This window comes from Kitasatospora sp. NPDC085895 (assembly GCF_040702125.1).
In the GTDB taxonomy this organism is placed as follows: Bacteria; Actinomycetota; Actinomycetes; order Streptomycetales; family Streptomycetaceae; genus Kitasatospora; species Kitasatospora arboriphila.
Window position 1 is genome coordinate 119,241 of sequence record NZ_JBFBJY010000004.1, and the last position, 11,732, is coordinate 130,972.

An 11,732-nucleotide genomic window follows, 5' to 3' on the forward strand; every position below is an offset into this window, starting at 1 on the left:
ATGACACCGATCGGCATCGTGGGCACCGGCTCGTACGTGCCCGCGGAGGTCGTCAGCAACGAGGAGGTCGCGGCCGGGGCGGGCGTGACCGCGGAGTGGATCGAGGAGCGGACGGGCATCGGCCGGCGGCACCGCGCAGCCCCGCACGAGGCCACCTCCGACCTGGCCGCCGAGGCGGCCCGCAGAGCGCTCCGGCAGGCCGGGGTGACGGCCGACCGGCTCGCCTTCGTGGTGGTCGCGACGTCCACCCCGGACCATCCGCAGCCCGCCACCGCCAGCATCGTGCAGCACCTGATCGGCGCCCGCCGGGCGGCCGCCTTCGACGTCAACGCCGTGTGCAGCGGCTTCGTGTACGGGCTGGCCGTCGGCACCCAGATGCTCCGTGGCGGCACCGACCCCGCCGCGCCGTACGGACTGGTGATCGGCGCGGACATCTACTCCCGGATCCTCGACCGGGAGGACCGGAGGACGGCCGTGCTGTTCGGCGACGGCGCGGGCGCCGCCGTGCTCGGGCCCGTCCCGGCCGGGCTCGGCGTGGTGCAGACGCTGTTGCAGGGCCGCGGCGACCAGCACCGGCTGATCGGCGTCGCGGCCGGCGGCAGCCGCCGGCCGGCCTCGGCGGAGACGGTCGCCGAGGGCGGGCACTGGTTCCGGATGGACGGGCGGGCGGTGCGCGGCTTCGTCCACGAGGCACTGCCCGGCGCGGTCTCCACGCTGCTCCGGCGGGCCGAGGTGCCCGCCCGCGAGGTGCGGCACTTCGTCCCGCACCAGGCCAACGGGGTGATGCTGAACCAGGTGTGGTCGGAGCTCGGACTGCCCGGCGCCACCATGCACCTGACGGTCGACCGGCACGCCAACACCGGCGCCGCCTCGGTGGCCGTCACCCTGGACGCGGTGCACCGCCGCGGCGGGCTGGAGCGCGGGGACCTGGTGCTGCTGGCCGGCTTCGGCGGCGGTATGAACATCGGCGCCGCCCTGTTGCGCTGGGCCCTGGACCAGCCGGCCGGCCCGCTCGGCGAACCGGTGTACCGGGCCGAGGACGAGGCGGCCGAACGGCTCGCCTCCTGGGGGCTGCTCTCCGGGGCCGCCCTGCGCTGAGCGGGCCCCGGCGGCGAGCCGCGGTGCGCGTGCCCGGACGGCCGGGCCGTGCCCCGCGGCTCGGCCGCGTCCGGGCGGCGTCCGGGCGCGGCGGCGGACGCCCGGGAGGGGCCGCACCACGTCCGGGTGCCGCCCGGGCGGCGTACCGACGAGCGTCCGGTGACGGCTTTCTGACGCTCCGTCGGCGTTCAGTAAAGGGATGACAAAACCGGTCGGCCTGACTCGGAAACCCCTTCGAAAACAAACCGGTTGGTCTGTAGGATTGGGGACACCCGGTGAACACCTGAAGGGGGATTTGTACGGTGTCCCAGATGCTGGACCTGCGTCCGGAGGACGTGCTGTTCGCCCGCACGGTCGACCGCGCGCTCGTGCACCGGGCCGCGGTGTCGGAGGTGCTCCTGACGGACTGCCGACCGGTCGGCGACCTGGACTTCGTCCTCGGCGCGCAATGGCCCCGCGGCCACGGCTTCCACCTGCCGGTCGCCGACCGCTGGTACGACCCCGTCCTGATGGCGGAGACCGTCCGCCAGGCCGGCCTGGTCGTCGCGCACACCGCCTTCGGCGTCCCGCTCGACCGGCACTTCCTCATGTGGGACGTGGCCTTCGAGGCCGACCCGGCCGCGCTCGCCTTCACCGGCGCGCCCGCCAACCTCTCGCTCATGGCCACCTGTGAGGACGTCCGCCGGCGCGGCACCGGCCTCGCCGGCATGCGGATCCGGATGCACGTGCTGCGCGACGGCCGGGCCCTCGGCACCGCCACCGGCGCGCTCAGCTGCACCACCCCGGGTGCCTACCGCAGGCTGCGCGGCGACCGGCTCGCCGCCGCCTTCGAGCGGCCGCTGCCGCCGCTGCCCGTGCCGCCGCCGCTGGTCGGCCGCGACCGGGCCGCCGACGTGGTGCTCGCGCCCACCGACCAGCCGCAGGTCTGGCAGGTCCGCTCGGAGCGCAGCCACCCGGTGCTGTTCGACCACGAGGTCGACCACGTGCCCGGCATGGTGCTGGTCGAGGCGATGCGGCAGGCCGCCTGCCTCGCCACCGGCCGGCCCGCGCCGCTGGTCACCGCGCTCTCGGCGTCCTTCCGCCGGTACGTGGAGTTCGACGGGCCCTGTCTCGTCCGGGCCGAGGCGGGTGCCGCCTCGGTGCACGGGACGGCGGTCGAGGTCGTCATGGAGCAGGGCGGCGAGACCGTGGCGCGCGGCAGCCTCCGGGTCCTGCCGACCGGCTGAGCCGCCGTCCGGTCCGGGCCCGCGCCACGGGACGGCGCGGGCTCAGGCGCCGGTCGGCGCGTTCGCCAGCGCCGCCGTGGCGCGGCCCAGCAGGGCCAGCAGCCGCTCGCGCTCCTCGGCGTCGAACTCCGCGTCGAGGGCCTGCTCCACCGCCATCGCCGCCTGGTCGGCCTTGGCCAGCAGGGTGCGGCCGCTCCTGGTCAGCCGGGCCTCCAGGATGTGCTGGTGGATCGGGTGCGGCTTGCGTTCGACGAGTCCGCGCCCCTCCAGGGTGCCCAGCACGGAGGACATCGTCTGCGGGGTGACCAGGCAGCGCCGGGCCAGTGCCGCCCCGGACAGCCCGGGCTCCTCCGACAGCACCAGCAGCACGGTGTACTGCGGGGTGTTGAGCTTGAACGGGCGCAGTGCCGCATGCTTGGCCGCGATCAGCTCCTGCTCGGCGCGCTTGATGTGGTGGCCGAGGCGCTGGTCGATAGGCATCGTCATGCCCACCTGTATATCAGGCATCTTAGGTCTGTATGAAGCCTGCGTGTCGTGGAGGCGGTACCGTACCGCGCGGTCGGTCCGTTCCGGGGTCGCCGCGCGGCGCTCCGCCGTGCCCGCGTCCGGGCCGGTCGCGGCGGCCCCCGTCCGTCCCGTCCGCCCGGGCGGGCCCGGTCCGACACACCGTCACCCGGCGGTCCGCGGGCGCGGTGCCGACGTACATTGACGGAATGATCACGTACGTGGAGCGGCAGGCGGGGGAGCTGGCGGCGGCGGGCCGCTGGCCGGAACTGCTCGGACTGTTCCGGCGGCTGCGCGGTACCTCCCCCCGCACGGCCGGCCCGATCGGGCACCTCCTCGCGTACAAGGCCCCGCCGGAGCACGCCGCCCGGCTCTTCGACCGGGACGGCGGCCCGCACGCCGCCGCCGGCGAGCACGACCACGACGCGGGACCGCTCTGGGAGGTCCTCGCCACCCGGCACTCCTGGCGCCGGCTCGCCCCGCTGCTGGAGCCCGCGCCGGTGCGGCGGCTGGTCGCCCACACCCGCGCCCTGCTCGGCGAGGAGGTCGCCGGCCGCGCCGAGGCCGACCCGGAGGGCGTGCCGTTCGCGCTGGAGCCCTGGGAGCAGGCCGGCTGGGAGGAGGGCGTGCGGGTGCGCGACTACCTGCCGGCCGGCGGAGCCCGGCGGGCGCTGTTCGCGCTGCCCGACACCCGCGAGGACCTCGTCCGCCTCGACCTCCCGGCCGCCGGCCGGCCGGTCGCCGGCTTCGCCGGGGCCCGGCTGTCGCACACGCTCGCGCCCTGGCTCACCGCGGTCTGCGTGCAGGGCACGGCCCCCGACGCCGCCGCCCGGCTCGCCCCCGGACGCCGGGTGCTGGCCGGGCACCTGCCCTTCGCCGCCGCGTACCCGGCCCTCGTCCAGGCGGCCTCCGGCACGCCCCGGCTCGGCACCGCCCACGGCCGCCTCGCCGTCTGGCACCTGCTCGCCGCGATGGCCGGCACCGCCCGGCCGGTCGCGGCCGAGGTCAACGCCCTGGTCGCCCGGCTGCGCTGCCTCGCCTGGTCGGAGCCGCGCGACGAGCTCTGGTACCTGCACCTCGCGCTGGAGGACCCGGCCACCGGCCTGGCCTGGGCCGTCAGCGGCACCGCCGAGGCCTGACCCCGGTCCGGGCGGTGCCCGGCACGCACGACGGCGCCCCCCGAGGGTCCGGGGGGCGCCGACCGGGCCGCGGCCTCAGGCCTTGGTGGTCTCCACCTCCGGTGCCTGCGGCTGCGCGGGGACGGCGCCGGTGTGCGGGTCGGCGAGCGCGGACTCGTCGAACGGCAGGCCGCCGGCCAGGACGAGGTCGAGCCGCTCGCGGTCGAGCCCGCCCGTCCAGTGGCCGATCAGCACGGTGGCCACCGCGTTGCCGGCGAAGTTGGTGAGCGCCCGCGCCTCCGACATGAAGCGGTCGATGCCGACGATCAGGCCGACGCCGTCGACCAGCTCCGGCCGGTGCGACTGCAGGCCGCCGGCCAGCGTGGCCAGGCCGGCGCCGGTGACCCCGGCCGCGCCCTTGCTGGCGATCACCATGAAGAGCAGCAGCGAGAGCTGCTGGCCCAGCGACATCGGCTTGTCCATCGCCTCCGAGATGAAGATGGAGGCCATGGTGAGGTAGATCGCGGTGCCGTCCAGGTTGAAGCTGTAGCCGGTCGGCACGGTGATGCCGACGACCGGACGGCTCACCCCGAGGTGCTCCATCTTGGCGATCAGCCGGGGCAGCGCGCTCTCCGAGGACGAGGTGGAGAGGATCAGCAGGAACTCCCGGCCGAGGTAGCGCAGCAGCGAGAACACGTTGACCCCGGCCACCAGCCGCAGCAGCAGGCCGAGCACCACGGCGACGAACAGCGCACAGGTCAGGTAGAAGCCGAACATGATCATGGCGAGGCTCTTCAGCGCGGCGGTGCCGGTGGCGCCGACCACCGCGGCGATCGCGCCGAAGGCGCCGATCGGGGCCACCCACATGATCATCGACATGATGCGGAACACCAGCCGCTGCAGGTGCTCGACGCCGCGCAGCACCGGCGCGCCGACCGGGCCCATCGCCTGCAGGGCGAAGCCGGCCAGCAGGGCCACCAGCAGGGTCTGCAGCACCTTGCCCTCGGTGAGGGCGGAGAAGAGCGTCGTCGGGATGATGCCGAGCAGGAAGTCGGCCGTCCCGGTGGCCTCGCCCGCGGCCGCCTGGGCGTGCCCGGACTTGGCCAGGGCGCTCGTGAGGTGCAGCCCGGAGCCGGGCTCGATCAGGTTGCCCACCAGCAGGCCGATGCCCAGCGCCACGGTGGACATCACCAGGAAGTAGCCGAGCGCCAGCCCGCCGACCCGGCCGACCTTGGCCGCCTTGGTGACCGAGCCGATGCCGAGCACGATGGTGCAGAAGATCACCGGGCTGATCATCATCTTGATGAGATTGACGAAACCCGTGCCGATCGGCTTCAGCTCCACCGCCGCGTCCGGCGCGGCGAGGCCGACGACGATGCCCGCGGCCACCGCCGCGATCACCGCCAGGTAGAGGTAGTGCGTACGGTCGGCTCTGCGGCGGACTGCTCCTGCGCTCGACATTCCGGCTCCTTCGCCCAGCTGTCCCTGACGGCCCCGGGGGGAGGGCCGGTGAAGACTATGGGCGCCGGAGTGACGGGGGTCACGTTTGCGTTCATAGAGTTCACACCGGACGGTGCCGCCGCCGGGGGAGGACCGTGCACACTGGCCGGTATGCGCATCCGCCCAGGCCGTCCGGCCCGCACGGCCCCGCCGGTCCGACCGGCCGCGGGGGACCGTCCCGCGCGCCGACCGCTGCGCAGCCTCGCCGGGCAGCTCTTCGCCGTCCAGGTGGTGATCGTCGCCGCGGTGGTCGCCGGCGGCGCCGTCCTCGCCTACCTCTTCACCGAGCACCGCACCCACGACGCCGCGGTCCGCCAGGTCACCGCCGCCGCCCGGGCCGTCGCCGACGCACCGGCCGTCGCCGAGGCCGCCACCGGCCCGGACCCGACCGCCGTGCTCCAGCCCTACGCCGAACGGGTCCGCCGGGACACCGGCGTGGACTTCGTCACCGTCATGGACACCCACGGCATCCGCTGGGCGCACCGCGACCCGGCCCAGATCGGCCGCCCCTTCCTCGGCCACACCGACGGCGCGCTCGCCGGCCGCACCACCAGCGAGACCTACACCGGCACCCTCGGCCCCTCCGTCCGGGTCGTCACCCCGATCCTCGACGGGCACGGCCGGGTGGTCGGCCTGGTCAGCTCCGGCATCACCCTGGAGTCGATCAGCGCCCGGCTGCGCGGCCCGCTGCTCGCCCAGGCCGGCGTCGCCGCGGGCGCCCTCGCGCTCGGCGGCGCCGGCACCTACCTCGCCAACGCCCGGCTGCGCCGGCACACCCACGGCATGGGCGCCGCCGAACTCAGCCACCTGTACGACTACCACCAGGCCACCCTGCACTCCGTCCGCGAGGGCCTGGTGCTGCTCGACCGCTCCCACCGGGTGGTGCTCTGCAACGACGCCGCCCGCGAACTCCTCGGCCTGCAGGGCGAGGTGGAGGGCCTGCCGTTCGACGCGCTCGGCCTGCCCGAGTCGCTGGTGCGGGCCGTGCTCGGGCCGGAACCGGCCCACGACGAGGTGCACCTGACCGCGGAGCGGGTCGTGGTGCTCAACACCTCGCCGATCGGCACCGGCCTCGGCAGCGTGCTCACCCTCCGCGACCACACCGAACTCCAGTCGCTCACCGGCGAACTGGACAGCGTCCGGGGTTTCGCCGACGCCCTCGGTGCCCAGGCCCACGAGGCCGCCAACCGGCTCCACGCCGTCGTCTCGCTGGTCGAACTCGGCCGCCACCAGGACGCGGTGGACTTCGCCACCGCCGAACTCGAGCTCGCCCAGCGGCTCACCGACAAGGTCGTCGGCGCGGTCGGCGAACCCGTCCTCGCCGCCCTGCTGCTGGGCAAGGCCTCGCAGGCCGCGGAACGCGGCGTCGACCTCGTCCTCACCGAGGACAGCCGGATCGACGACGGCGTGCTGCCGCCCGACCTCGCCCCGCGCGACCTGGTCACCGTGCTCGGCAACCTGATCGACAACGCCGTCGACGCGGCCATCGAGAACGCCGCCGAGCACCCCGGCCCGCCCGAGGTCACCGTCATGGCCCGGGTCGAGGGAGGCCACCTGCTGCTCCGGGTCGCCGACACCGGCGCGGGCATCGACGCGACCGCCGCCGGCGAGGTGTTCCGCCGCGGCTGGACGACCAAGCAGCACGGCCGCGGCCTCGGCCTCGCGCTCGTCGCCCAGACCGCCCGCCGCAACGGCGGCACCGTCGAGGTCGGTCGCGACCGCGGCGCCGTGCTCACCGTCCGGCTGCCGCTCCAGCGGGAGGCCGCCCGATGACCGCCGAGATCTCCGTACTGGTGGTCGAGGACGACCCGGTGGCCGCCGACGCGCACGCCCTCTACGTCGCCCGCACCCCCGGCTTCCGGGTGGCCGCCACCGTGCACAGCTGCGCCGGGGCGCTGCGCGCCCTGGAACGGGCCCGGGCCGCCGGCACCCCCGTCGACCTGGCCCTGCTCGACCTCTACCTGCCGGACGGCCACGGGCTGCAGCTCTGCCGCACCCTGCGGGCGGCCGGCCACACCACGGACGTCATCGCCGTCACCTCCGCCCGGGACCTGGCGATGGTCCGCCAGGCCGTGTCGGCGGGCGTCGTCCAGTACCTGCTGAAGCCGTTCAGCAGCGCGGCGCTGCGCGAACGGCTGGACCGCTACGCCCGCTACCGGGCCAGCCTCGGCCGGCCCGGCGAGGCGGTCGGCCAGGACGAGGTCGACCAGGCGTTCGCCCTGCTCCGCACCCCCGAACGGTCCGCGCTGCCCAAGGGGTTGAGCGCCCCGACGCTGGAGACCGTGGCCGGGGTGCTGCGGGCCGCCGACGCCGGGCTCTCCGCGGCCGCGGCGGGCACCGCCGCCGGGGTCTCGCGGATCACCGCCCGCCGCTACCTGGAGCACCTGGTCGACACCGGGCTCGCCGTCCGGGAGCCGCAGTACGGCCAGGTCGGCCGCCCCGAGCTCTGCTACCGCTGGCGCGGCTGATCAGACCCGTTCGGCGACGGCGAGGAAGCGCTCGTCGGCGTCGGTGTACGAGAGCGTCCGCCAGCCGTTCGCGGCCAGCAGCGGGCGGAGGTTGGGCTCGGCCCGCAGGTCGTCCGGGGTGAGCGCGCGGCCGTGCCGGGCGGCGAGCGCGGCCCGCCCGATCGGGTGGTAGAGCGCGAGGCGGCCGCCGGGCCTGGTCACCCGGGCGAGTTCGCGCAGGCCCTCGGCGGGGCCGGGCAGATGGGAGATCAGGCCGGCGCCGAACACCAGGTCGGCCACCGCGTCGGGCAGCGGCAGCCGGGCGCAGTCGGCCTGCACCAGCGCGGCCGCCGCGCGGTGGGCCGAGGCCACGGCCAGCATCTCCGGCGTCAGGTCCACCCCGAGCACGGTGCCCCGGGGCCCGACCGCGTCCCTCAGCAGCGGCAGCGCCCGCCCGGTGCCGCAGCCGGCGTCGATCACGAACGCGCCCTCGCCGGGTGCCAGTTCGGCGATCGCCGCGGCGTAGCGCGGTCCGTCGTCGGGGAACTTCGCGTCCCACCCCGCGGCCCGGACCGCGAAGAACTCCCGGGTGCGTGCGCGCTCCGCGCGATCCTCCTCGGCCATGCACCGCAGTCTAGGGGCCGGTCGGGGAGGGGGCGGTGCGCCGGGCGGCGGGGCGGCCGCAGCTGTCGCACCCACTCGGGCCGTGACCTTTCGGCGGCCGGCTCGTTGGGGCAGGGCGGAGCCGTGCCCGGGGTGGACTCGGGGGAAATGTCCGATCCTGCGGCGGCGGACCGGCTCCAGCCGGTAAAGTTAGGCTTACCTAACTTCGCGAGGAGAGCCCGTCCGTGAGCCCCACCGTCGACACCGCCGCCCCGGCCGGTGACGCCATCCTGCGCCGCCAGCGCATCCGCGAGTCCGCCGCCCGCACCTACGCCCGGTCCTTCCCGATCGTGCCGGTCCGGGCCAACGGCATGACCGTGGAGGGGGCCGACGGGCGGCGCTACCTCGACTGCCTCAGCGGGGCCGGCACCCTCGTCCTCGGCCACAACCACCCCGTCGTGCTGGAGGCCATCCGCCGCACCCTCGACGGCGGCGCCCCGCTCCACCTCCTCGACATCGCCACCGCCGAGAAGGACGACTTCACCACCGCCCTCTTCGAGGCGCTGCCGCCCGCCTTCGCCGCCCGCGCCAAGGTGCACTTCTGCGGCCCGGCCGGTACCGACGCCGTCGAGGCCGCCCTCAAGCTCATGCAGACCGCCACCGGCCGCAGCGGCGCCCTCGCCTTCACCGGCGCCTACCACGGCATGACGGCCGGGGCGCTCGCCGTCACCGGCTCGGTCGCCGTCAAGGCGCCGCTGCCCGGCGGCGGCGAAGTCACCCGGCTGCCCTACCCGTACCCCTACCGCTGCCCCTTCGGGGTGGGCGGCGAGCGCGGCGCCGAGCTGTCCGCCGCCTACACCGGACGGCTGCTGGACGACCCGGCCGGCGGAGTCACCGCCCCCGCCGCGATGATCCTGGAGGCCGTCCAGGGCGAGGGCGGGGTCGTCCCGGCCCCGGACGACTGGCTGCGCACCATGCGCCGGATCACCGCCGACCGCGGCATCCCGCTGATCGTCGACGAGGTGCAGACCGGCGTCGGCCGCACCGGCGCCATGTGGGCGGTGGAGCACAGCGGCATCGAACCGGACGCGATCGTCCTCTCCAAGGCCATCGGCGGCAGCCTCCCGCTGGCCGCCGTCGTCTACCGCGAGGACTACGACGGGTGGCGGCCCGGCGCGCACACCGGCACCTTCCGCGGCAACACGCTCGCCATGGCGGCCGGCGCCGCCACCCTGCGGTACGTCGCCGCACAGGGCCTGGTCGAGCGCTCCCGCACGGTCGGCGCACGGATGGCCGCCCGGCTCGCCGGCCTGCAGGGCCACCTCCCGGTGATCGGCGACGTCCGCGGCCGCGGCCTGATGCTCGGCGTCGAACTCGTCGACCCGGCCGGCACCCCCGACAGCTGCGGCGCCCTGCCCGCCGACCCGGCGCTCGCCGTCCGGGTCCGCGAGGCCTGCCTGCAGCGCGGCCTGATCGTCGAACTCGGCGGCCGCCACGGCGCGGTGCTCCGCCTGCTGCCGCCGCTCACCATCACCGACGAACAGGCCGACGCCGTCCTCGACCGGCTCGCCGACGCCGTCGAGGCCGCCTCCCGGGCGCAGCCGTGAGACCCCCGGCCGGCTCCGACGCCCTCTCCGGCGGCAGGGCCGGCCCCGCCGCGCTGCGGCCGCTGCTGGACGAGGTGCTGACCGCGCTCGCCGCCGGGGCCGAGGACCGCGGCGGCCCGATCCCGGCCGGCAGGCCCGACGACATCACCGGACTCGTCCGCGACGCCCTCGCCGCCCCGTCCGGCCCCGACGCCCTGGCCCGGCTCACCCGGCTGCTCGCCGGGTACGCCGCCGACCCGGCCGACCCCGCCTGCGCGGCCCACCTGCACTGCCCGCCCCTGGCCGTCGCCGCCGCCGCGGACCTCGCCGTCAGCGCCCTCAACCCCTCCCAGGACTCCTGGGACCAGGCCCCCGCCGCCACCGCCCTCGAGACCGCCCTGCTCGCCGAACTCGCCGCCCTGGCGGGCCTCCCGGCGACGGCCGCGGGCGTCCTCACCTCGGGCGGCAGCGAGTCCAACCTGATGGGCCTGATGCTCGCCCGCGACCGTGCCTTCCCCGGCGCCGAACTGCACGGCCTCCCCGCCGGGGCCCGCCCGCGGATCCTCGCCTCCGCCGCCGCGCACTTCTCCGTCCAGCGCGCCGCCGCCGTCCTCGGCCTCGGCGAACGGGCCGTCCGGCCCGTCCCCGTCGACCGCACCCTGCGGATGGACGGCCGCGCCCTGGCCGACGCCCTCGCCGACACCGTCCGCCGCGGCGAGATCCCGATCGCCGTGGTCGCCACCGCCGGCACCACGGACACCGGTGCGATCGACCCGCTGCACCGCGCCGCCGACCTCGCCGCGCAGTACGGCGCCTGGCTGCACGTCGACGCCGCGTACGGCGGCGGCGCCCTGCTCTCCGACCGCCTCGCCCCGCTGCTCGACGGCATCGGCCGCGCCGACTCGCTCGCGCTCGACTGGCACAAGCTCGGCTGGCAGCCCGCCGCCGCGGGCGTCTTCCTCGTCCGCCGCGCCGACACCTACGCCCCGCTCGCCCGCCGGGCCGTCTACCTCAACCCGGCCGACGACGAGGAGGCGGGCTACCCCAGCCTGCTCGGCCTCTCGCTGCGCACCACCCGCCGCCCGGACGCCTTCAAGCTCGCCGTCACCCTCGCCGTGCTCGGCCGCTCCGGCCTCGGCGCCCTGGTCGACGCCTGCCACCGGCTGGCCCGGTACGCGGCCGAGGCCGTCGCCGCCGAACCCGAGCTGGAACTCCACTGCCTGCCGGTGCTCACCACCGTGGTCTTCCGCCACCGGACCCGGTCGGCCGCCCCCGCCCGGCTCGACCGGCTCAACGCCGAACTCCGCCGCGAGCTGCTGCGCACCGGCCGCGCGGTCGTCGGCCGCACCGAACTCCCGGGTGACGGCCCCGGCCGCGTCCGCCTGAAGCTCACCCTGCTGAACCCGCACACCGCACCCGCGGACGTGGACGCCGTCCTCGCCGCCGTCCTGGCGGCCGGGCGCCGGGCGGAGGAATCGCACAGCGGCGGATGACGGTCGGTCAGTTCATTTCGGAGGAAGGTACACTGGCCATTCCTCCGGCGATTCGTTAATCGGTGAACATTCGTTCCGTGGACATACGGTACGACGCTTGTCCAGCACTTTTCAGCCGCGCCCGGTGGGAATTCCGCCAATCCCCGGGGCAGGCTTG

Annotated in this window: 10 protein-coding genes; 7 read left to right on the plus strand and 3 right to left on the minus strand. The window is 76.2% G+C overall.

What is annotated here, in order from left to right; genetic code table 11:
* Together AB0442_RS04065 and AB0442_RS04070 are read left to right on the plus strand one after the other, a co-directional pair.
* On the plus strand, window positions 1-1,098 hold the full coding sequence (locus tag AB0442_RS04065) for a ketoacyl-ACP synthase III (RefSeq protein ID WP_366160446.1): 1,098 nt from the start codon (window positions 1-3) through the stop codon (window positions 1,096-1,098).
* Window positions 1,099-1,409: 311 nt separating this feature from the next.
* A complete protein-coding gene (locus AB0442_RS04070; protein ID WP_366160447.1) occupies window positions 1,410-2,324 on the plus strand; it encodes a ScbA/BarX family gamma-butyrolactone biosynthesis protein in 915 nt (304 codons plus the stop codon).
* Between the two features lie 42 nt (window positions 2,325-2,366).
* Here the strand turns inward: AB0442_RS04070 and AB0442_RS04075 are convergent, their stop codons facing one another.
* Complete coding sequence (locus tag AB0442_RS04075) at window positions 2,367-2,810, minus strand: MarR family transcriptional regulator (RefSeq protein ID WP_366160448.1); 444 nt, start codon at window positions 2,808-2,810, stop codon at window positions 2,367-2,369.
* 227 nt (window positions 2,811-3,037) lie between these two features.
* On the opposite strand from AB0442_RS04075, the gene AB0442_RS04080 reads away from it, so the two are divergent.
* A complete protein-coding gene (locus AB0442_RS04080; protein WP_363546173.1) occupies window positions 3,038-3,967 on the plus strand; it encodes a hypothetical protein in 930 nt (309 codons plus the stop codon).
* A gap of 75 nt (window positions 3,968-4,042) precedes the next feature.
* Here the strand turns inward: AB0442_RS04080 and AB0442_RS04085 are convergent, their stop codons facing one another.
* Window positions 4,043-5,407 carry a cation:dicarboxylase symporter family transporter gene (locus AB0442_RS04085; RefSeq protein ID WP_366160450.1) on the minus strand — a complete coding sequence of 455 codons (1,365 nt, stop codon included), beginning with the start codon at window positions 5,405-5,407 and terminating at the stop codon, window positions 4,043-4,045.
* A gap of 150 nt (window positions 5,408-5,557) precedes the next feature.
* Between AB0442_RS04085 and AB0442_RS04090 the strand changes: the two genes are divergently transcribed.
* Both AB0442_RS04090 and AB0442_RS04095 read left to right on the plus strand, forming a co-directional pair.
* Window positions 5,558-7,219: a sensor histidine kinase gene (locus AB0442_RS04090; RefSeq protein WP_363546179.1), complete on the plus strand. Its 1,662-nt coding sequence runs from the start codon at window positions 5,558-5,560 to the stop codon at window positions 7,217-7,219.
* Complete coding sequence (locus AB0442_RS04095) at window positions 7,216-7,914, plus strand: response regulator (RefSeq protein ID WP_363546182.1); 699 nt, start codon at window positions 7,216-7,218, stop codon at window positions 7,912-7,914. Before AB0442_RS04090 ends, AB0442_RS04095 begins: the two co-directional genes overlap by 4 nt.
* On the opposite strand, the gene AB0442_RS04100 is transcribed toward AB0442_RS04095, so the two are convergent.
* Window positions 7,915-8,517 (minus strand): methyltransferase domain-containing protein, encoded by a 603-nt coding sequence (locus tag AB0442_RS04100; RefSeq protein ID WP_366160451.1) that lies wholly within the window; start codon window positions 8,515-8,517, stop codon window positions 7,915-7,917.
* A gap of 224 nt (window positions 8,518-8,741) precedes the next feature.
* Here AB0442_RS04100 and AB0442_RS04105 point away from each other — a divergent pair, with 224 nt between their 5' ends.
* Both AB0442_RS04105 and AB0442_RS04110 read left to right on the plus strand, forming a co-directional pair.
* The gene (locus tag AB0442_RS04105; protein WP_366160452.1) at window positions 8,742-10,103 is read left to right on the plus strand and encodes a diaminobutyrate--2-oxoglutarate transaminase family protein; all 1,362 of its coding nucleotides are present in this window, start codon (window positions 8,742-8,744) and stop codon (window positions 10,101-10,103) included.
* Entirely contained in the window at window positions 10,100-11,575 is a 1,476-nt protein-coding gene (locus AB0442_RS04110) for a pyridoxal-dependent decarboxylase (RefSeq protein ID WP_366160453.1), read from the plus strand. The genes AB0442_RS04105 and AB0442_RS04110 overlap by 4 nt, the downstream gene beginning before the upstream one ends.
* The last annotated feature ends 157 nt before the right edge of the window (window positions 11,576-11,732 follow it).